The 20,362-nt window shown below is 53.5% G+C and carries 15 protein-coding genes; 6 read left to right on the top strand and 9 right to left on the bottom strand.

Annotated features, from left to right (window positions below):
* The first annotated feature begins 56 nt into the window (after window positions 1-56).
* The gene (locus tag ABX75_RS18995) at window positions 57-953 is read left to right on the top strand and encodes an alpha/beta hydrolase (RefSeq protein WP_236238706.1); all 897 of its coding nucleotides are present in this window, start codon (window positions 57-59) and stop codon (window positions 951-953) included.
* A gap of 212 nt (window positions 954-1,165) precedes the next feature.
* Window positions 1,166-3,475, top strand: coding sequence for an autotransporter outer membrane beta-barrel domain-containing protein (locus ABX75_RS18990; protein WP_047882464.1), 2,310 nt, complete (start codon window positions 1,166-1,168; stop codon window positions 3,473-3,475).
* Window positions 3,476-3,591: 116 nt separating this feature from the next.
* On the opposite strand, the gene ABX75_RS18985 is transcribed toward ABX75_RS18990, so the two are convergent.
* Genes ABX75_RS18985 through ABX75_RS18975 form a run of 3 tightly spaced genes read right to left on the bottom strand, consistent with a single transcriptional unit; the run spans window position 3,592 to window position 5,332 of the window.
* Window positions 3,592-4,431: an MBL fold metallo-hydrolase gene (locus ABX75_RS18985; protein WP_047882463.1), complete on the bottom strand. Its 840-nt coding sequence runs from the start codon at window positions 4,429-4,431 to the stop codon at window positions 3,592-3,594.
* A 21-nt stretch (window positions 4,432-4,452) separates the two neighbouring features.
* Window positions 4,453-4,779 carry a hypothetical protein gene (locus tag ABX75_RS18980; RefSeq protein WP_034100383.1) on the bottom strand — a complete coding sequence of 109 codons (327 nt, stop codon included), beginning with the start codon at window positions 4,777-4,779 and terminating at the stop codon, window positions 4,453-4,455.
* Window positions 4,772-5,332 (bottom strand): hypothetical protein, encoded by a 561-nt coding sequence (locus ABX75_RS18975; protein WP_047882462.1) that lies wholly within the window; start codon window positions 5,330-5,332, stop codon window positions 4,772-4,774. The genes ABX75_RS18980 and ABX75_RS18975 overlap by 8 nt, the downstream gene beginning before the upstream one ends.
* Before the next feature lie 158 nt (window positions 5,333-5,490).
* On the opposite strand from ABX75_RS18975, the gene ABX75_RS18970 reads away from it, so the two are divergent.
* Complete coding sequence (locus ABX75_RS18970; RefSeq protein ID WP_047882461.1) at window positions 5,491-6,417, top strand: LysR substrate-binding domain-containing protein; 927 nt, start codon at window positions 5,491-5,493, stop codon at window positions 6,415-6,417.
* A 532-nt stretch (window positions 6,418-6,949) separates the two neighbouring features.
* Here ABX75_RS18970 and ABX75_RS29470 read toward each other — a convergent pair.
* The 3 genes from ABX75_RS29470 to ABX75_RS18955 form a co-directional block, all read right to left on the bottom strand.
* Window positions 6,950-10,801, bottom strand: a complete 3,852-nt coding sequence (locus tag ABX75_RS29470; protein WP_047882460.1) for a hypothetical protein — start codon at window positions 10,799-10,801, stop codon at window positions 6,950-6,952.
* Between the two features lie 109 nt (window positions 10,802-10,910).
* Entirely contained in the window at window positions 10,911-13,181 is a 2,271-nt protein-coding gene (locus ABX75_RS18960; protein WP_047882459.1) for a hypothetical protein, read from the bottom strand.
* The gene (locus ABX75_RS18955) at window positions 13,181-13,897 is read right to left on the bottom strand and encodes an NYN domain-containing protein (RefSeq protein ID WP_047882458.1); all 717 of its coding nucleotides are present in this window, start codon (window positions 13,895-13,897) and stop codon (window positions 13,181-13,183) included. The genes ABX75_RS18960 and ABX75_RS18955 overlap by 1 nt, the downstream gene beginning before the upstream one ends.
* An 870-nt stretch (window positions 13,898-14,767) precedes the next feature.
* Here ABX75_RS18955 and trbJ point away from each other — a divergent pair.
* The 3 genes from trbJ (at window position 14,768) to ABX75_RS18935 (ending at window position 17,638) form a co-directional block, all read left to right on the top strand.
* Window positions 14,768-15,559 carry a P-type conjugative transfer protein TrbJ gene (trbJ, locus tag ABX75_RS18945; protein WP_047882456.1) on the top strand — a complete coding sequence of 264 codons (792 nt, stop codon included), beginning with the start codon at window positions 14,768-14,770 and terminating at the stop codon, window positions 15,557-15,559.
* A 181-nt stretch (window positions 15,560-15,740) separates the two neighbouring features.
* A complete protein-coding gene (gene trbL, locus ABX75_RS18940; protein ID WP_047882455.1) occupies window positions 15,741-17,327 on the top strand; it encodes a P-type conjugative transfer protein TrbL in 1,587 nt (528 codons plus the stop codon).
* 2 nt (window positions 17,328-17,329) lie between these two features.
* Complete coding sequence (locus ABX75_RS18935; RefSeq protein WP_004878799.1) at window positions 17,330-17,638, top strand: hypothetical protein; 309 nt, start codon at window positions 17,330-17,332, stop codon at window positions 17,636-17,638.
* Between the two features lie 274 nt (window positions 17,639-17,912).
* On the opposite strand, the gene ABX75_RS18930 is transcribed toward ABX75_RS18935, so the two are convergent.
* The 3 genes from ABX75_RS18930 to ABX75_RS28600 form a co-directional block, all read right to left on the bottom strand.
* Complete coding sequence (locus ABX75_RS18930; protein ID WP_144419306.1) at window positions 17,913-18,266, bottom strand: hypothetical protein; 354 nt, start codon at window positions 18,264-18,266, stop codon at window positions 17,913-17,915.
* Between the two features lie 317 nt (window positions 18,267-18,583).
* Window positions 18,584-20,071 carry a replication protein gene (locus tag ABX75_RS18925; RefSeq protein WP_256203868.1) on the bottom strand — a complete coding sequence of 496 codons (1,488 nt, stop codon included), beginning with the start codon at window positions 20,069-20,071 and terminating at the stop codon, window positions 18,584-18,586.
* 3 nt (window positions 20,072-20,074) lie between these two features.
* On the bottom strand, window positions 20,075-20,299 hold the full coding sequence (locus ABX75_RS28600; protein ID WP_004878789.1) for an AlpA family transcriptional regulator: 225 nt from the start codon (window positions 20,297-20,299) through the stop codon (window positions 20,075-20,077).
* Window positions 20,300-20,362: the final 63 nt, after the last annotated feature.

Here is a 20,362-nt window from a genome sequence, read left to right as displayed (position 1 = left end):
GTAGAGACTTTTCCTGCCGTCGGCCATTGGCCGGCGTCTGTAAAGCCTGGTTGGTGATGCTCAGCGCGCTTCTCATCGCCTGCCAGACGCCGCGTGAGGCGCTGCAACAACTAGCTCAAGAGCATGGCCGACACTGGGAGGTCTTGCCGGGACATGCGTTCCCCCTCTTCATCCTTGCACCGCGAACTGCCGAAAAAATGACTCGCCTGCGTGTCTATTTGGAAGGCGATGGGCATTCCTGGGCCACGGCCACACAACCCAGCCTGGACCCAAGCCCGCATAATCTCTTGGTGCCACGGTTGGCGGTCGACGATCCGACGCCGAACGTTTACTTGGCACGCCCCTGCCAGTTCGTGATGGCCGCAACCTGTCAAACCTCACTCTGGACCGATCGACGATTTTCTCAGGCAGTGGTCGACCGTCTCAGCCAGGCCATGGACCAACTGAAACAGCGATATGGCAATCGTGAGTTCGAACTGGTGGGGTATTCAGGAGGCGCCGCTCTGGCATTATTGCTGGCGGCGCAGCGCAATGATGTGACCCAAGTGCAAACCCTTGCCGGCAATCTCAGCCCACGTCTGTGGGCGGCGATGAAAGGGTTGTCCCCGCTCGACGGTTCACTGGAACCGCTGGACTACCGTGATCGACTCGTCTTAATACCCCAGCGTCATTTCATCGCAGAAGCTGACTCAATCATTCCGAGTCATTTAGCCGATCAGTACCAACAGGCACTTGGCTCGCCCCTCTCCCAATGCGTGCATGTACCAGGGGCAAGTCATGATGAGGGGTGGGAAGCGGCATGGAGCCGATGGGCTAAAACTCCGTTGGCGCATCAGCGTCTTGAGACTGAGAGTAGGCAGATCCCTTTGAAACAACCCACTACCTCCCCCATCAGGCTCCGCGCGGCCCGTGACAGCGCCAATGACCCTGAAGTTCCAGCTATTGCTGATTAATTCCGTAAAGTTTAAAAAAATAACTGAAACGTCGCATTTTTTAGCTTTTTTCCCGGCCTTAGTCATTTTCTTGATGAATTGTCCTACACGCATCGTGTAAATTCGGCCGCGCTTGAATCAGCACTCACTGACAAGCTGGCAGGGATGCCTAAAAGACGGACGCTGACGCGCGCGTTATTCCCTGTCAGTTTCCGCCCTGTAAGGATACTGCCTTGAACATTTCCCACCTGCGCCGCTCGTTGTTGGCGCTGTCCGTTGCGGCTGCCACTGCCACTGCCACGGTCCATGCCGCACCCGCACCCGACTTCAACTATGACCTGAGCAACGGGGCCTACAACAGCGACGGCGATGTTTTCAATAACGCCACCCTGGCCGGGACCTCGCAAAACGCAGGTGTCGGCCTGCTCAACGTGACCCTGGCGGGCAATCTGATCAATCAGGGCAACATCAACCTGACGACCACCAGCCCCAGCGACGTCCCGTCCGGCATCGCCGTACTTCTTAATTCCAACATCGCGGGCGACCTGGTCAATAACGGCGACATTACGGTGAGCGGCAACGGCGCGATGGGGCTGGACCTGTATCAGGCGAATATCGCGGGCAACGTAAACAACAACGGCAAGATCAGTGTGACTGGCCAAAACGCCAACGGCATGATGATCACCTCGACTCAGGCGCGCATCAATAACTCGGGCACGATCACCGCTCGCGGCCTCGATTCAGCGGGCATCGAGATCGAGAACGCGCGCTTCACCGGGCAGATGACAGGCGCGCCCTTCACAAGCGATATCAACAACAGCGGGACTATCTCCGGCGAAGGCATGGGTATCCACTTCGTCAACCTCGACACCTCCGGCGGCTTCGACACCCTCTCCATCAGGCAGACAGGTGGCCTGATCGAAGGCGGCATTGCGGCAATTCTGGTGAACGACAACGCCTCACCCTCGTATTTCTACTGGCAAGGTGGTCAGGTCAAGGGTGACCTGCTGGGCCTCAGTGGCGTGCTGGTGCAAGGCGAGGCGATGTTCGATGGCTCGACCATCCGCGCCGGTTTCGTTGATATCGACGGTGGCCGCCTGACGCTGCTTCGCCCGCAGACCACCATCGTCGGCGACCTCGACATGGACAGCGACACTGCGCGCCTGCGTCTGCTGCTTGATAACGACACGCTGCCCAACGCGCCGATCCTGAAAGTCACCGGCAATACCTTCTTCTCTGCAGGCAGCCAGATCGAATTGCAGGCCCGCTCCGATGACTTCCGCACCTCGGCCGCGGGCAACCGCTACACCCTTATCAATTCCGGTACGTGGGAAGACCCGGAGAACCTGTCCGTGGTTTCCTCCTCGGCCCTGCTTGAAGTGAAGAACTTCGGCATTGAAGGCCAGGACGTGAAAGCACTGGTTGCCACCCGCAATGATGAAGTCGTCACACAAGACCTGCTGGGTGCCCACGGCTCGCGTAATGCGGTGAATGCCATCAAGCCGTTCAAGAACACGGTGATGGGCCAACTGGACGAAAGCGACCCGGTATTCCAAAGCTTCGCCAACGCCGCCACCGCCGAAGAGCTGGCCAAACTGGCCGAAACCCTGACGCCGGATGTCAGCCGTGGGGCGATCAACGCTGCCACCAACAGCCAGAACTTGGTCGCAAGCGCCATCAACCGTCGTGCCAGCAAAGCGCGCAGCGGTTTGTCCTCCGGTGACGTGCTGGCAGAACAAGGCGTATGGCTGCAAGCGCTGTCCAGCGATGCCGACCAAGACAGTCGCCACGGTGTCGCAGGCTACGACGCCAACACCAACGGCATCGCCGTGGGCGCCGACGGCAAGGTCAACGCCGAGACCACCGTAGGCCTGGCTTACAGCTACCTGACCAGCGACGTCAAATCCGACCTGGGCAACAAAACCGATGTCAGCGGCCACGCATTGACCCTGTACGGCAACTGGGCCCGTGACAACTTCTTTGTCGACACCTCGCTGATGTATGGCTGGAACGACAACGAATCCAAACGCTACATCGCCGGCACCCGTGCCAAGGCCGACTACGACAGTGAGATCTTTGGCGTCAATGCACTGGCCGGCTACACGTTCCAGCTCAACAAGCAGTGGCTGCTGGAACCTCAGGTCGGTGCGCGCTATGCAAATGTGTCGATGGATTCGTACCACGAGAAAGGCAGCTCAGCCGCCCTCAACGTCGGCAGCCAGCGCTATGAAATCGGCGAAATGGGCCTGGGCGCTCGCCTGGCGGCCGCTTTTGACCTAGGTGCAGGCAGCCTGGAACCGGAAGCCAAGCTGATGGCCTGGCACGACTTCATCGGCGACAAGGCCGGCACCACCTCCACCTTCGTACTCGGCGGCACCCCATTCACCACCACCGGCGCCACACCAGCGCGCGACAGCTACGAGCTGGGCCTGGGTGCAAACTACCGAGTGGGCGCTTGGAGCGTGGGAGGGACATACAACTACCTGACCAGCAGTGGTTTCGACGCCGACACTTTCAGTGCGAACGTGCGTTACGACTTCTGATAAACCCCTTCGCTAGAAACAACAAAACCCGCCAATGCGGGTTTTGTTGTTTCAGGCTGGTGGTTTGCGGCGGGTGGGCGCCGTAGCCGACGCATCGTAGGCATCGCCAACAGCTGCTAAGTTTCGTAGGAAATTTTGTAGGTCTTGCCTAGCCGTTCGACACGTGCAAACCCGAGTTCGCCAAGGTGCATACCCGCGATAACAATCTTATCCGAGCTAACAACACTCAATAGTTTGGATCGTGTTTCGGCGCTAAGAAGCGGATCTTGGTCGAATGCAATGGACACATCGGGACGAGCAATCTGAATTTGGGGGAAATGAACGATATCCCCCCAAACCAGCAGACTACGATCATTGGAATCGAGACGATAACCGCAATGTCCTGCGGTATGCCCCAGAAGAGGCATCGCACTGATGCCAGGCAGAACTTCGTTATCAGTAAACGTGCGCGTCTTCTCCCGATACTGATCGAACACCTTGCGAGCAAACAGAAAGTTGCCACGAGCCCGCTCACTCGCTCGGCTGAGGTTGCCATCATCCTTCCAAAAAGAAACCTCGCGCTGGTGGACGACTAACTCTGCATCGGGAAAGGCTGCTTCCCCTGAAGAGTCAAGCAGGCCACCAACATGGTCGGGATGTGCATGGGTCAGAAGAATGGTGTCAATGTCAGCGGGTTGCACCCCAGCAAGCGCGAGATTCGCCTTTAACTTTCCGCCCCACTGCTTGAAACCACCAGCCCCCGCATCGATGAGGATCGTGCGGCCCCTTCCACGCACCAGGTAACAGTTGATGTGAATCGAGGATGGGTCGCTCACACCTGCGTCCTGCTGCAACTTGTAAGCCTGCGTAGAATTAATGTTGGAGAGAAGATCCAGACTTGCGCAAAGGTATCCATCACTGATGGCCGTAATCGAAAAGTCGCCGATCTGCTGGCCCGGAAATTTCATGTCGTTCATTGCGGCACTCCTTGCGAATCATCAGTTCCGCGCGTAGAGGGTATCGGCTGGATAGCCGAAGCAACGGATGTGTGCCGTGAGCCCGGCATGGCGTTTTATTGCCTCATCCAGTCGCGCCATGAAATCGTCCATGACCGATGGCGTTCTGAACGGTTCGAGGCGGTACTTGATTTGCGCGTAAGCAGGATGCCCACGCCCCTGGCGAGCAGCGACATAGATGACATGCACGTTGTCCAGCGCAGCCTGGAGGACGTCCGTGCAAAGCCGGGTGCATCGTTCGGTGAGTTCCGCCAGATTCGCTTCGGGCGGCATCTTTTGCGCCTGGATAAAGATCGTCAGGTTAGGCATATCGATTCTGCCCCTGCGTCTGGGGCGCTGCTCCATTACCACTGGTCAATTGCGCAGCCATCGGGGCATAGAGGTGTACGTTCTTTGGAAGGGTATTTGCACCAAGACTAATGGCGCTATCCAGCTTCGCCAGCCACCTGTTTTCAGGACATTTCTCCAGTGCGACCGCCCACATCTGCTCAGGCGTAAGCCCCATCTCGATGAGCGGCTCGGGACCGACTGCGCTCACGATCAGATACTCGCCTTCACCGATGGCAGGCGCGCGCTCAGGGCCGCCGTAAAGATTGCGGTGCCAATCGGTAATGTACTGCTGCCAGCGTGCGAAGTTGCCCCCGCCCTTCTGGCGATACTCATCACTTTCAAGCACAGCCAGACCGTCGATCGAGTGCATGGCCAGGTACACAGGGCAACCAGCGCTAATCGCTTTGAAGCGTTGCGAAGTATGGAACCCACTCACGGAAATAAGCGCGGGTAGCTTTTCCAGGCTATAGAAATCATTCCACTGTGCTTCGCTGACTGGGTCGGCAAAGCTGCACTCGACGGTATAGATCATGGATAGCTTGCTACCGGCCTTTTCGTAGGTCCGGCCCTCCGTGTTGATGTCTAGTCATGCTATGACCTTGATCACGGCGTATAAAACGATTATTCGGTATGCTTCAGTGACGAAAGATCAAGCTAAGCTGGATCGCCATCATCAGAACGGGAACGCTCATGCGAAGGAAGATCCCCAGCAGCACGGCACTGACAGCATTTGAAGCCGCCGCCCGCCACGGCAGTTTCGCGCGCGCGGCAGAGGAACTGTCTTTGACTGAAGGAGCTATCAGTCGCCAGATCGGCCGGTTGGAAGCCTTCCTCGGGGTCACGCTGTTTGAGCGGGTCGGCAATCGTGTCCGACTCCTTCCTAACGGAGAGCGTTACGCGGCCCAGGTTCGCGAATCACTTGACCGCTTGGATCGGGACAGTCAGTACTTGATGGGGCAGCCGAACGATGGCGCAAGCCTGGACATTGCCACTATCCCGACGTTCGCGATGCGATGGCTCATCCCTCGCTTGGGACGCTTCCAGCAGAAGCATCCGAACATTACTGTGCATTTGGCCGAGCGCATGGAGCCCTTCGTCCTGGCCGGCAGCGGATTCGATGCTGCCATCCATTTCGAACACCCGGCGTGGACGGGCATGCAAACTCACCAACTTTTGCATGAAGTGCTGGTTCCGGTTTGCCATCCTGGACTTCTGACAGGACGCAATCGAACAACCGCATTGGACGAATTACCGCGCCTTCACCGACGACAGAACCCTGACGCTTGGCAACACTACTCCCAAGAGGTGGGAAGCCCGCTGACCAATCCTGCAATTGGCGCACGCTTTGATCTCCATGGAATGTTGATAGAAGCCGCATTGGCCGGCCTCGGCGTTGCGCTAGTACCGCGCCTGTACGTTGAGACCGAACTGGCGTCAGGAAGCCTGATCGCCCCGTGGCCGGACGGAAAAACCATCTCTAAAACCTTCTGCCTCATCCTCCCTGAGCCCATCGAATTGGGTAGAGAGCCAATACAAGCTTTTGCTCAATGGCTGCTCGACGAAGCAAAGAAGGGAACAGAACTTGCCCGCGGCGATCATCCTCTTCGCCTCCCCTAGACGCTCACACGCTTGAGCCAGGGTGATTCCGCCTAAGCCGTAACGACCGGAGCTGACGTCACACAGACACGCTGCCTGGCGATGCACAAAGCTGCCAGAATTTGCCAACCCCAAAAAGCCAAAAGCCCGCAGTTACGCGGGCTCCAGGGCATTTTTTGCTAGTGGGTGCCGGACAATGCCGGACGTCCAATCATTCCCACTCTATTGTCTTTTGAGGAAAATAGCTCAATAAATTCAATAGCTTGGATAATACCAACAACAGCATACCATGGCTTATACCATAGTGATTTTGAGCGCGACTCTTTTGCCAGTTTTCACCGCAGTCATACGACCTCCAGCAGTGGGTAACAAACACAGCGACGCGCTGGAAGCAGGCGGACGGTGTCCGGTTGGTCATAGGGTAAGCTGCGAAATTGGATCTCCCCCAGAAATTAGGAAGTCGGCTAACGCGGCCCAGCTCCTCATTACTGACATTCATAAATCTCTGAGCACTCCAAGGAGGGGAACTGGAGAAGCTCGGATAGCGTTGCCTTCATTCAAAACGCTGCTCGCGATCTCCATCTCTTCGCAGTTCACGCACTTTCTCGCGCTCGATCCATTTAGCCAGTTTTGCAGAAACCGATTTAGCAGCCACAGCAATCCCCACGCACTTATGTTCGACCAACTCACCAATAGCATCCGCTCTAGGTTGCATTAGGTCCGCCCGGCTGCCAGACCAAGATGAAGGAGTGACTCGCTCGGCGAATGCGTCCAGCACTGCTTCTGGCTCAGGAGAGGCTTCCAAAAGCGCAATCGCTGACTCCGACATAGTAATTAGCTCTTGACCTTCAATCTTTGACCAAATGCGGATACCCGCCGCGATATATCCCCATACTCGGGCGTCCTTATTGGCACGGCACCACTCAATCAAAACGCCCACATCGATTCTGGCAAGAGGTGACCGGCGCAAGCCGCCATGGCGGATAAAGAACAGTCGTCCATGTTGTTCTTCCTCAGAGCCCTCAAAAACGCGATTGAGAAACACCTCGGGCATTAACGCAGCGGTCGTCCCAATGGCATTCTCGAATGCATGGATGTAGCCATGACGTTCATCAACAACAGAGAAGATCGTGTCCAGCCACTCGAGCTTTTCGGCCTCGTTGCCGTTGAAGCTTAGCCCGACACACACGACGCGCTCCATATCATGATCCATAGATCCACTGGGGTCACTGTGATCTCTCTGGAGCCTCCGGATCGCGGCTCTTAAGCCGACCAGTCTGAGGTCGGAACCAAGAGTATCCACTCCTCGCTCTTTATCATGCAGCTTCATGCTTAGAGCATCTAAAACTACGTCATCGCCGTTCGGTTTACCAAGGAGTCGCTGAGCGAGGTTGAGGACACGGCTACCGGGCAAATTAGCAAATTCGTCCCTCCATAGAATTGGTCCATACATGCTCGCATCGATGTCAGGATCATCCAGACACACCATACAACGATCTAGATCGGCCTCAGTGAACTCCCGCCGGGGATGCAAGCTGACTAATACGTGTCGAAATTCAGGATGCTGTAAGCACTGGTCGAGTAGCTCCTGTGCTAATGCTGGATCGACAGAGTCGGCCTGCTGGATGAAACCTCCAACGATTGCAAAGTTCTTATGAGCCTCAGGCTGCCGTTCCAGTTGAGCGACAAGTTGCTGCCAACCAACTCGCAAGTCATGGGCTCCCATAGCCAGCCCTCTCCCGAATGGAGCGCGATAAGGCATCCAGTCGCTGGAAAATAGGTTGGGACCCAACTCGGCGAGCTCCTTGCCAGATATCGCAAAGTCCTGACCTAATCGGAGAACTTTGGCCTCAAGCCGCCTCTCAGCTTCACGATATCTGTTGGGGTCGCCATGAATAAAATCAGAGTCCAGCACCCAATAGTCGTGCCCCTTACTCAGCACATACACCATTATTGTGGGGACTAAATCATGGGGCTCCAACTCTTTCTGCAATGCGGTGAGGCTGTCCGGGGGCGGCTCGAAGTCATCCGCGTTATCGCGCTCTGTGTAGTCGAAATAGATCGTAGAGCGGACCGCCTTCCAGCCCTCGCCCCAAGGGCTGTGTGCACGTAAAATGCGAGCGGCCTCGACAAGTTTGTCCCTCATCGCTTCTTGATGCCACATCCCTCGGAACTCGTTCGCTAGGGTCAACCGTGCGGGGCCTTCAAGATTGGCATCGCCGGAGGTGCCTAGTAGCACCGCTGCATCAATAAACGCGCTACGCCACTCCACAAGTTCATCATGGTTGGGTTGAAACCCAGAGTCTCTGGGCCGAGCACCAAACTCGTTCATCCCGGACGCTGTCCACGGCGGTCCATCCAGGGCAGTCGAGAGCATGCTGAAACCGAGCGACCTGCGTCCAGCCACTCCTGATGAAAGGCATTCATTCATGATCGAAATGCGCTGATCTAAAGAGGCGTGTGTACCAGATAGGTAGGCTTGGAAAAACCTTGTTATCTTATCTCGGACCGAGTCATAGTTATTTCTCTCATCTTCGTAGTCCGTCATACGAATTAAGAGCCTGACACAGCGGTCAAATGCGCTTCGTTCGTATGCCAATGACTGCAAAAGATTAAGGATGGTCGTACGCCTCGGATCGTAACGGGGTTCCATACCTTTGAAATCTGGTGCGGTAAGCTCTGCTTCGATCCTTTCAAGCAGTGCTTCAGGCGCAACCGGGGCGACATAGTCCAGCATTCGTGCTGACATATCGTCCAACTTTGTTATGCCTCCCAGTAGCCCATCCGGCTGGAGCCAAGTCTCAACGATTTCTATCGCTATAGAGTGGTCATGCAAGAGACCTAGCCTGTGTGCAAACGACATTAGCAAGCGTTGACGGCCGGAGGCTTCAAAGGTCGCTCTCAGTTGATCTACTGAAATACTATAAAGTGCTGATGCAGCCAACTTATTCGCAATAGCGTGGGGCAGAATGGCCCTCCACCCCCCCCGTTTCTGTACAACATGACGGTCTAACAGCTTCCTCACAGATCGAAGTAATTGGTTCTGGGAGTGCCCCGAGATTGACCCCAGTATTTCCAACTCATTGTTATCGACATCAGAGTTTGAGATTGAAAACGAATACACTAGAGACAGTATTTCAGCTTGCTCTCGCAGATCATCATCTGGATGATTACGCTGCTCAAACAATCGATCAAACAGCTGCGCGTCAGATAGTTGAGCGAGGCTCTCACCTTCCTCAACCCTCTCGGCGATCGCCAAGGATACCCTCGCGTTACCATCAGCAAACTCTGCTATGCGACGGACGTTAGTCTGACCGATACCGGGGAAGCGACGCATCAAAAGCTGCTCGGCCAACTCCGGTCCAATCGCTTCTATGTGAATTACCTCGGTGGTCTGAGGCTTATCGTCTCTAATGTCATATTCAACGGTGATAAGGCTTACTTCACCGCCTGCGGCTGATACCTTGCTAGCCAGCGAAGAGTGCAATTCAGATGGGCAGTTATCGAGTACCATGACAGCACGTCGACCATCAGCAATTAGCCTACTTAGCATCGCTGTCGCTGAAGGATTGTGATTCGCACCAGTATCGACATAGACAGCTACTGTCCGGTCTAGAGCAGCTGTTCCAACCTTTTCGTCGAAGAGTGCCTGCACGATCCTGGTCTTTCCGACGCCGGATAAGCCTGTGATGCGAACCGCCTTAATCGTAGTCCTGATGAGCTCTCGCATCGGCTCAATGGCATCTTCTATGCTGAGCTTCTGCCCCCCACCTGAAGGCATCGTTATCATCACTCCTGGGGCAGAGATCAACGTATCATCAGTACCTTGAGGTGGATTACTCCATGCTCCGTATGGCTGCCAACCAGAGTACCCTTGGCCCAGCTTGTCCTTTGTCCATAGCATGATGGACGGGTGCTGTCGCAACCACTGGGTAAGCTTTGAGCGGTCGTAAAAATCGAGGTAAATATCACCACTATTGGGCTCATCCTTCACGGCATTTCGCATCGCGTCAAGACGATCCCTCTTCATCGGGGGAGAGCAATCATCATCTAAGCTAACGATGATATAGCTCCCCCCCTTTTTAACTTGCTGAGCAATTGTCGGTGACAAGCCTCCAGCGCCGACCATTTCCTTTGTGATCGCGGCCTTCGGCATCCCATGTTTCTTTGCCTGAAGGATTGTGTCAGGCCGTTCAAGAAACCCTGTGCTTAGCTTATCTACAGGAACCTGAACGTGGATATCAATGCCCTCATCAGGAGCGTTGATCGAACCCGACCAACTTACCCACGCAGGGCTATGGCCATGCGCTGCCACCTCAGCTTCTGCGAGTCGAGCAATCAACTCTTCTAGCTGGGCATCGGACAGCCGGAGCAATTCATCTTTATGAATATCAAATATTGCCACGACGCCACTCTCAGGAGATCAATTTTATACTATAGGATAAGGCGGTAAATATCGGGAACTGCGCCTAACGCATCTGAACGGTCATAGACCGCTCAAATACATGTTCCTACTACTTGGCAAAACTCTCTATGAAATTCTCATATGATCCCTGCGCTCCAGACAGATGAGAGTTTAGAGTTTGCAACGGCCTCCCCAACTTGAAGCGCCGCTGTTGACCAGCCCCTCGATTTTCAATTTCCTCGACCACTTTAGTAGAAACTAGGTCAGGCAATGTATTATCAATAAAGGCCTGACCTCGATCACCAAGCTTAATCTTAATGACGGACTCACTTATATGGGTGCTACGCATAAAATAGCGCAATAACTTCTCCACACTTACAAGCTTTTCATCCATCGTCAACGACTCAACATCTACAAGCTGCACTCCTTCCCCACCATCCGAAACAGAGTTATGCTTGCTTAGATAAGCCTTGATCGCATTTGGCTCCCAAATTTCCAAGCTCGTTTCCTCCAGGCGAATGGAGTCCACAGTGCACATTGCAAAAGTATTACGCTGAAGTTGGGTCGATGGAAAAATCCTTAGCTGACCGAATGTGCACTCCTGAAAACCACAAGAATCAAACTCTGTCGCTTCATAGCTGCTGTGTGAAAAATAACATTTAGAGAACAACACCCCACTGATCTTGCAGTCACGCAAGGAGTCGACTCCAAACACCATACCTTCTAATTCAAGGCCACTTGAATCAATGTCACTGATAATCTTTAGGAGCAGGTTCCCACAATTCTCTTTGGTGTACGAGGCTTGCCCATCAAGCTTGCTAATCGAAGACAGAAATTGAGCGACCTCAAGCTTCTTGTCGTCCGCCTCTCTTCTCACCGCACGAATAAATTCGAGCTGGGAATTTTCAGGCAAAATACCTCGACGCAATACGCTGAGAGTTTCAGACGCAGCATCCTTATTAAGGGGTAAAACTATACGCGCTAGACCATCACCCAAAAAGTACTGACGGAACTCGTCGTGATCAAATTCAACTGCAAGATTGACATCCGAAGAGGCAACAAGGAGCGCATGCCCGCTAATTCGATCGCGCACCTGCTGTGACTGCAACGAAGACTTTCGCTTCAACTCGCAGAAATATTCAGCAACAACGTCTAGATGATCCTGCTTCAAGTACTCAATCCGGCTTTCCCACATATTAATAGCAATCAGAGATAAGAGTTCGCAATGCTCCTCAACCGTGATTAATGTCGCCCCCATCTCGCCAGATCTATCAATCCACTTCTCATTAGCTTCGCGCTCAATAATACTACGTACAAACACTGAGAAAAAATCTGAACCCGATGCATAAATTTTTTCAATGAACTGCTCAAGCGATTCGCTCTCTTGGGCAATATCAACTAAACGTCGAACCAACACCGGCCGAGTCAATAGAGAATGATCCGCACCTAAGCGCTCAGCAACCCTGTTATAAATTTCCTGGGCATTCTGCAATTTTCGATTTCTGCAATATTGCAAAAACTGAGACTGCTCCCACCTATTCAATTCCAACTTAGAAAAGCCAACTGAAAAGCCACTAATAGTATCGTAAAGTTTCTCTTGTGATTTTAGATTCTCAAACTCGAAGTAAGCTTTGCGTGCTGCCACAACCACTGCGCCAGTAGAATTCAGCGCTCCTACTAGGATACCCATAGCGGATAGCGCCTCTCCAGAACTGTTCTCTACGAACATCTCTTCAAAACCATCAAAAGCAGGAATAATTACTCCCATCCTGACGAGCGCTAGGAACGAATTGTAATATAGAAAAGGAAATCTATATTTATTTTGCAATGCTCCGACTGTAATATCATCAAAGCGTAAAAAGTGTCTCCCACCCAAAATAATTGGAACCAACAACCAATCCGAACTGCCCTCAGAAAACTTTGCCGCTTGCTTTCTGGCAGCAGCATTGATTAGAGAGGTTTTACCCTCCCCGGCATCACTCGTGACATACAGCACTGTAGTTTCAAGGGGGCTATGTGAGTCCAAAGTTTTGAGCGTTTCGGTGAGCGCATCTGCAATATGATAAGCTTTCCCTTCAGGGCTCGCTTCTAAGGTAGGTAGAAGGTCTGCGGCTGGAGATACGAAATTTGGATGATCTGGGATCTGCTCAAGAATCCGAGAGCTTAACAACTGCAACTTTGCTAGCCTCTCAACTATCCATCTGCTCGCAGATATCTCACCAGCTCCTTCATTAATAAAAATATCACCATATTTAGACGAAATGACGGCCTCAACGACATCCCCATTCATTGAAAACATCATTCGCTGACTATCATAAATAGTCTCAGACCCAGGATCGGCGAAAGTTGCCACGATAGACTTGAACGTATCGATCTGCATTACTGTATCCCTAGTTCGATTAGCGTCGCGGCACCGACTTTAATTGGCACCAATGCACTACTCATTTGTGGATGCACTCGGATTATCTTAGCCCCTCTCAGCAACAAAGTCCTAATTGGTGGTAAAAAATCATCATCCGCGCTTAATATGAAAATAAAATCGTACGCCTGACTAGAAAGATACATCAAATCGCACGTAAGCATCGTATCAACGAGTTTTTGTTCATGCCTATAAACGAGAGAAGCTCCGCCAGTAATACAGCCTTGCGTTGGACAGCGCCCTTTTTGCAAAAGCTTTTTTGCCAAGGGTAGTGGACAGGTCAAAGTGCTACAACCGACAGATGCAGGAGTTTCAACTCGTATATTGCTTGGACGACCTTTCCTGCGGTAAGTATTGAACAACTGATGACTTGGTTCTTCTAGCAGCGAAACAGCCAGTTCCGCAGTAGCTCTCAGAACAGTTATTCCACCGCCATCATTTGGTACGCGCAGCACCGCAGGAAACTCAGCTTGAATACTTACAGATAGCTGCTGGGATAACACACTAAAATTATCACCCTCATACCAGCCGCCATACAACCTAATCTCACACGTCCCTAGACTTCTCGAAAACATCTCCGAAGCTTGTATAAGCGTTTTTTGCACGACACCTAGAATCCCCGCGGATTTCTGAAGAGAACTAAGATTATCGTAATCAATACATATAACTACTTTCATCCTTAAACCACACCACAAGGCAAAAAAACAATAGATTTAAGATAGCCATTGTCAAACGCACCAAGTTTGTGCGCCATCGCAACCGAGGTGTTGTTTGAGCTGTACCAGGCAATCAGTCTCCGATTGCATTTGGGGAGGCCATATACGGGGTAGCGCCTGTGCATAGGATCCTTCCAAGCGAGGTGAGGTGGCATTCCGGGTCAACGGAAAGAAGCTTAGCATGGGTAGGGTAGGCTCCATAGAAAAGCTCTCCTCCCTCATCACGAGGAGCAAGCCCCAAAAACGCGAAAGCATAATGATGATGCCAGCTGCATGGGCGATCCTTGATGCCCCGCGCCAAGCACGGCTCGGTGAGCTGATTTTCACGCCTACTAGGGTGACCGTAGTGGCTTTCACGTCTTCGCGGCAGCGATCGCATGCCATGCAGAATAAGACTGTTCGTTGAGCCTATGGCGAATAAGGCAAGGTGTTGGGAGGGGGTGGGCGAAGCCCGCACCCGTACAACACACATCTTGCCGTCCAATCCTGCGCGACTCTATGCGATCTGATCAATATCGTCAGCTCAAAAAACAAAATCGCATACCTTCGCGTTGAATCGCGTTGAATCGCGTTAACTCGCACAGTGTCGCGCACTATCGCATAGATTCGCATTAACTAATTAACTTACCACCCGCAACTGACAATCGACGCCAACGATCAGCACTCTTGCGCCCCCATACGATCTAGCAAGCACACCAAGTTCTACTGGCGGACAATTTACGGACAACTCTGCTCAGCTGAAGCCGGATAGAAAATTATCCGTCTATTTGAGATTCCAGCATGACGCGAGATAATCGATTACACGACAACTGACATAATCAGGTATTCGATATGAAGCAGGGATTGAAAGAACGCTCCTACCCAACTGCCTACAAAACTGCTCGAAGTACCATGCTGGCCATCACAATAGCTGCGACCAGCCTCGCCGGCATGGCTTTTTACTCTTCCGCTGCTTACGCGATATATTGCTCCAACTGTTCAACCTTCTATCAGCAGATGTTCCAATATGCTGAGGAGGTCAATACGTCACTCAATACAGCCGAACAGTTAAAAAAGCAAATCCAGCAATATCAAAATATGATCACACAGGGCAAAAGCTTGCCCAACTCTATGTTTGGGAGTATCGCAACAGACCTGAAAAGCGTGGTTAGCATCTATAATCGCTCGCAGAGCTTGGGCAGAGAACTTCAGAACATTGATACGCAGTTCAACGATAAATTCCCAGGCTTTCAGTCTTATCTGAACCGCGCGGCTAACTATACTGCTCTCAGTACAGAGGAGCATTATCAGAACTGGTCAGAGCAAGGTCGTGACAACGTGAGATCAGCGCTTGAGGCAGCAAATCTAAATACGAGCAGCCTTGAATCTGAAGATACCAAGTTGGCTAGCATGGTCGCCCGCTCACAGTCGGCAGTCGGTCGTATGCAAGCGATCCAAGCAGGCAATGAAATAGCCTCACAAAATGTTCAGCAACTCCAAAAACTGCGCGACCTCTTAGCGACGCAGATAAATATGCAAGGCAACTATATGGCGCAACAGGGCGACCGTAGCGACATCCATGAAGCAACCGAACAAAAATTCAAAGACGAACCTACTATTCGCGGCGGCTCAAAGGGGTACTAATAATGGGCATATCGAAATGGCTTTTAGTTCTGATGTGTGCTGGGTCAGCTGTTGCCGCATCAGCTACTACAATCATGATTTGGAGCAGAGCTGAATGCACAGCAAGCAGTGATCAAAAAAATGCAGACTCAGCCTTCAAAAACCATCCTACCCTCCGTGGTGGATCAAAGGGATATTAGTTATGGATCGTCGTCTCTTGTGGTTTCTCGCGTTCATAGGCATCTTCATTGCTGGTAATGCGCTAGCTGATACAAATCTTGCACAACCGGATACGTCAGTTGATGGCCTCCTAGACTTAATACTCAACCAGTCAGGTCAGTGGTCACAACGACTGTACGGCTATGCGATTAACCTATTCTGGCTCCTGGCAACTATTCAGCTTGTCTGGACATTTATGCCATTAGTTTTGAAACAAGCTGATATAGGTGAGATTGCAGGCGAACTGGTACGCTTCATTTTGGTGACTGGCTTCTTTTTGGCAATGATGAAATATGCTGTGGAATGGGCTACCGCCATTGTCGATAGCTTTCGTGACGCGGGAGCTGCCGCGAGCGGCCTTGAACGGGCATTGCAGCCCGGAGACGTGTTTGCAATGGCAGTGGAATTTTCACGCGCAATCCTGGCAAGCATTTCGTTTTTTTCTCCAGGGCAAGCGCTCGCCATCAGCCTCGCGGCATTTTTAGTGCTGATCTGTTTTGCATTCATTGCAGCCTTCATGTTCGTGACGCTCGTTGAGTCCTACGTAATCATTAATGCATCTGTATTGTTCTTCGGCTTTGGTGGTTCCCAGTGGACACGGGAATATGCGATTGCCCCCATCCGTTTCGCCCTTGCAGTCGGCGCTAAGTTGTTCGTATTGACCCTGATTATCGGCCTGATTTTACAAGCAAGCCGTGAGTGGTCAGCTGCGTACCAGAACAATGAAGCCTCCGTGATGACTATGGCGGGTCTGGCTTTAATTTGCGCCTACCTGACCAAGACAATTCCAGACCTTATAGGCGGCATGATTAGTGGTTCGTCGATGGGTGGAGGTTCGGCCATTGGAGGAATGGCAACGGCCGGAGCGGCGGGCGCTGCCGCCGCAATCGCCACCGTCGCCACCGCGGGTGCCGCAGCACCAGTTGCAGCCAGCGCACTGGGTGCAGCCAGTAGTAGTGCAGGTGTTACCGCTGGCAGTGGGCTGGCGGGCGCGATCAACTCTAGTTTTGCCAATGCCGCAAGCTCAGCGGGCGGTGGAGCGTCAACGTCAATAAGTGGCGGAGCGTCTTCTGGAGTGGGTGCCAGCACTGGCGGAGGCGCTACCAAGGGCCCGATACCAGCGGCGTCAAAGACTGGAGGCAGCCCGGCTGACGCAACTTCGTCTAGACCAGCTGCGGAAAGCGGCAAATTCTCCCAGCATGCAGCTAAACAAAGCGGTAAGGCCATACAAGCAGCCGAAAACAAAGACCCACAGCAACCGGCACCAAAAGGGGAAGCAGTCCGGACTGGCGATGAAATTTCCCAAGCTGCTGGTGGAACTGCAAAGGTGCTCGGCGTTATGGCGTCACTGGCCGTGCCAGGTATGGAGAATGCCCACGCCTCATCTCTTTTTCCTGTTGCCAATGACAGCCCGGTCGCTCAGAAAAAGGAAACTGAAACGCCCCCCGGCCCCGACGGCACGGAATCTAATGTCATCCGTCCCGTCTCTGACACCAGCACGGATCACGGACGCCTCGCTTCGCTCAACGTGGCCGGTACGGCATCGAACAACGACCCTCTGGAGAAATAACCATGACAGACATTCTGATATTCGCTGGATTCGCAGCATTGGTCTTTACGCTCGGCATTGGCCTGTGGGCGCTTGGCAGATGGCTACGCAGCAAGGGCTACGGACCGCAGCTCGATAAGCTGGATCGCCAGTACACAGCGCTCCAGCTCAGGGTAAGCCCGCTGGCCCTATCAGCTTCATACCGCATGATTGCGGGAGCACATAGCATGAATCGCCTACCTCTGCTGGGAAGCAAAAGTAACGCAGCTCTGACAAAGCAGATTCTGGTGGCGATGCGCGCCGAACAGCCTACACAAAAACGAGAAGGCTAAAATTCGCTGATCGCCAGCCCGGAGTATTACGAGCCCCGCCACAGTGCGGGGTTTGTATTGCTGTGGCAGCACCGCTTAGCACGCCCCTGATTTTTCCCATCCGTCACTTGCCTTGCCGGGCCTTATCATCAGATTCCGCATAGACCTGCGCTATCATCGGCCATCCCCTTAACGTGCTGTAATACGCACGGACTTTGAACACCTATCAGCCAGATGCCACATGGGCGGGAAGCAACTACAGCTGATCAAATGTAGCCCGCCACGCAATACCGCTTTACCTTATCGGGACGATATCGGCCGTGATCTGCTGAACCCCTGAAGGGCTGCCGCCTAAAGACAATTTCTCGGCTACTTCTTTGGCAGCCTCCATGGTTTTATAACCTTTGGCATCGCCTAGGTCATTCGAAGCTGCTATGCGCTCGCCGGTCTTGACGACGTAAAGGCGTCTCGCTCCTGGCTTAAGCTCAAACCATACGAGCCAATCGCCGCCTGAGGCCTTTGAAGGATCAGGGATCGGCTCCCACGACAATGACCCATCGTCGTGCTCGATGACTGCTATAGCAGAAGCGAGCGAACTACCACGCCGTTTCGCCGAAGCCCATGCCAGGGCAGCGGTCTCGTAACGCACGGCACTTTCCAAGCATGTGACCCAAACGCTCGGCGACGCATGCACGAGAAAACCTCCCTCTAAATCACTTTCCACTGCGTAACCGATTATTCTGCCCATCTGCTCGCCTCTAATAGTCCTTACTACCGCAAGTCTAACCATCAACAGGCACCACGCTGAGTGTATGTGCAATAAAGCTCAGCTAGCTTAGCGCACAGTTCTTCCAGACTTCAGGGCACTCGTGGATCAGCAGAAACGGACTACGCCAAAGCGCGGAGGCTTCGCCATTAGTAATACGCACGGACCAGGGACACCTTTAAGCTCGCCACGAATACACCTCAAACGCCGTCGGATCGACGCGACTGGGCCTCCGCCAAAGGCACTCCGCAATTAGTAATATGCACGGCAGTGGAGCGCTCGACGGCATCATTTACATAACGCCCTGCGGCTGTCTTGCTGACGCCAATGCGGGCCGCGATAGCACGGATGCTCAATCCCTGAGCTCGAAGTGTTTGGGCCTCAGCTCGACGGTCGGCGGTCACTTCTAGGTATATTTCCCTATCTACAGCCCCGGCGGCACGCCTACGGCCTTCCTCGCGCTTCCTGTGGCGTTCTGCGGCCTCGCGCGGGCTAATTACAGTCCTAAGCTGCCGCTGCTCGTCTGGCGTGATTCTGAACAAATTGATCAGCGTGTCGTTCCTGGGCGTGTACAGCGGGGCATAGTCCCTGCCCTCAAAGCTAACTTTCTCGCCTGCCTCGAACGCCTTGGCTTTGCTGAACAACGTCATCAGCTCTCTGGAGCGGCTATTCCATTGCGGGTCTAGCTCACGGGCCAGCGCGGATGCTTCGTGGTACATCTGTTTGCTGTTGGTTGCGCCCGAAAGCAACAGGAAATTTAGCCGCCAGAACAGGTGCTGCATTCGGCAGCCTTCGCTGACACCACCGCGCAAGTCGGCCAGCTTGCGCAAGTCCTCCAGTCGATCCCACGCGAGCTGCCGGCCGGAGAATCCCCGTAGGTTGTTCGTCTTGCCGCCGAGTACCGATACAAGCTTGAAGGGCTTGCGCTGGATACGTTCGGCCTGCGCTTGCCGCTGCTGTTCGATTGTCCAACGCGCAGTAGGCAGCAGCGACTCGGCCAGATACTCGAAGTTGTAACGCACCGGCTGGCCGTCGATGCCGCTCTGAACATGCACCACGCGGCACACTTCGCCGCTCTTGCTGTTGACGGTTTCAACGGTACGCAGCACGCGGCTTGCATCCTTCGCCATACGATCGGCCCCAACGTGCGCCAAGCGCTCAACAAGGTAGCGCTGGCAGGCGTTCCAGCGCGGCAATGCCTGACGCGGAATCGTGCCCTCCAAAAGCCACTTGGCTTGGATTCCGCGGCCGCTGTAAATCAGCATGGACGGGGCGGGTATGCCTTCCTCTGCGCAGAAGTACATCACATAGCTGGCCAGGGCGTCGGGCGAGAAACCAGCGAGCGCAGGAACGCGATAGGTGTCGAGATCGGCGAACAGCAATCCCAAGCGCGATAGATTCACGACGCGCCGGTTGGGGCGGATGAATTCGGCCTGTGACATCCATGTGTCACGGGTTTTGTCTACCAGACCGAGAACGGTTGGCATATCTGCCAACAAGTGAGACGACTGGCGCTTGTCGCCACACACATCAACAAGGAGGGAAAAAAAGCCGCTCCGGGTACTGTCGTGGTACGTCTGCGCCTCGTCCTGTGAACTGAACAGCGCAAGCTGTGAGCGTTGATGTTGAGCATGCGTAGTCCTACTATGCTGCTGCGAAATGGGCCCTGGATCGGGCCCGGTCCGCACTGCTCAGGCTCCAATTCCAGGTCTGGGAGCCGGGCCAGAAGCTTTGCACGCATCAATCCATTCTTCGACTTCAGCCAGATCCCAAGCAACATTCCGGCTGGTCAAAGCGATACGGCGTGGGAAATCACCCCTTTGTTCCATGTTGTAAATTGTGCGCTCAGCCAGCGGGATCATCGCATGCAATTTCTTACGGTTGATGAGTGTTTTGCTCTTTGGTTTGGTCTCCACGGGGTCGCTTTCCTTCGAAGTTGTCAGATGCTTGACAATGCCTTCGAGGGCCAGAACTAGGGC

It is taken from the genome of Pseudomonas sp. ARP3 (assembly GCF_001029595.1).
Classification (GTDB): domain Bacteria; phylum Pseudomonadota; class Gammaproteobacteria; order Pseudomonadales; family Pseudomonadaceae; genus Aquipseudomonas; species Aquipseudomonas rhodesiae.
The sequence above is the reverse complement of the archived record's forward strand: the minus strand, read 5'-3'. Positions and strand labels throughout refer to the sequence as shown.

Coding starts and splice junctions, on each gene's coding strand:
- ABX75_RS18995 (WP_236238706.1), top strand. CDS start 57: ATGCTCAGCGCGCTTCTCATCGCCTGCCAGACGCCGCGTGAGGCGCTG.
- ABX75_RS18985 (WP_047882463.1), bottom strand. CDS start 4,431: ATGAACGACATGAAATTTCCGGGCCAGCAGATCGGCGACTTTTCGATT.
- ABX75_RS18980 (WP_034100383.1), bottom strand. CDS start 4,779: ATGCCTAACCTGACGATCTTTATCCAGGCGCAAAAGATGCCGCCCGAA.
- ABX75_RS18975 (WP_047882462.1), bottom strand. CDS start 5,332: ATGATCTATACCGTCGAGTGCAGCTTTGCCGACCCAGTCAGCGAAGCA.
- ABX75_RS18970 (WP_047882461.1), top strand. CDS start 5,491: ATGCGAAGGAAGATCCCCAGCAGCACGGCACTGACAGCATTTGAAGCC.
- ABX75_RS18960 (WP_047882459.1), bottom strand. CDS start 13,181: ATGCAGATCGATACGTTCAAGTCTATCGTGGCAACTTTCGCCGATCCT.
- ABX75_RS18955 (WP_047882458.1), bottom strand. CDS start 13,897: ATGAAAGTAGTTATATGTATTGATTACGATAATCTTAGTTCTCTTCAG.
- trbJ (WP_047882456.1), top strand. CDS start 14,768: ATGAAGCAGGGATTGAAAGAACGCTCCTACCCAACTGCCTACAAAACT.
- trbL (WP_047882455.1), top strand. CDS start 15,741: ATGGATCGTCGTCTCTTGTGGTTTCTCGCGTTCATAGGCATCTTCATT.
- ABX75_RS18935 (WP_004878799.1), top strand. CDS start 17,330: ATGACAGACATTCTGATATTCGCTGGATTCGCAGCATTGGTCTTTACG.